The organism is Roseateles sp. P5_E1 (genome assembly GCF_054049335.1).
Genome location: NZ_JBFUMN010000303.1, coordinates 1 through 609, shown reverse-complemented (window position 1 = coordinate 609; position 609 = coordinate 1). Strand labels below are relative to the sequence as shown.

The following is a 609-nucleotide window of genomic DNA, read 5'->3' as shown; positions in this document are numbered from 1 at the left end:
GCCTCGCTCTGATTCTCCGCATCCTGTTGGCCTGGGCCGCCGCGATCGTCGTGGCCGGTTTCGTGTGGAGTGGCATCTTCAGCGGCATGGACGACGGACCCGGCTGGGTCTTCGGCCTGCTGGCGATGTTCCTGATGGTCACCGCGATCGGCAGCTGCATCACCCACCTCCGCCGGGTCTGGCTGGTGGCCGGGCACCTGGACGGGACGACCCTGTCCAGCCGCCAACGCCGCCAGATCGAACTGCCGATGGATGCGGGCCCGGCCTTCGCGCTGCTGGAAAAGGCCATCGCCGAACTACCGCGGGTGGAAGACATCGAAAGCGCCGCCGGCAGCCTGCAGGTGCGCGCGTACGTACGTCGTGTTGATCCCTACAACGGCCGCCCGCCGTCGCGCTGGAACCTGCCGGCACGGCTGGCGATCCGCCGCAACAGCGTGCTGGCCACGGTCACCCCGGGGCAGGGCACCAGCAGCGTCACCCTGCTGTTCGAACCCGATGCCGGGGTCTGGGCCGACCTGCTGGCGGTGGACGAAGGCAGCAACTACGAGAACGCCGAAGCGGTCAGCCGCGCCATCACCCGCCGCGTGTCCGAGCAGCGCCGTGACGAGC

1 pseudogene is annotated in these 609 nt (G+C 69.6%); it reads left to right on the top strand.

The features are described 5' to 3' along the window. Window positions 1–26 precede the first annotated feature (26 nt). A pseudogene (locus tag ACXJKJ_RS31190) lies at window positions 27–609 on the top strand (hypothetical protein); the annotation flags it as partial.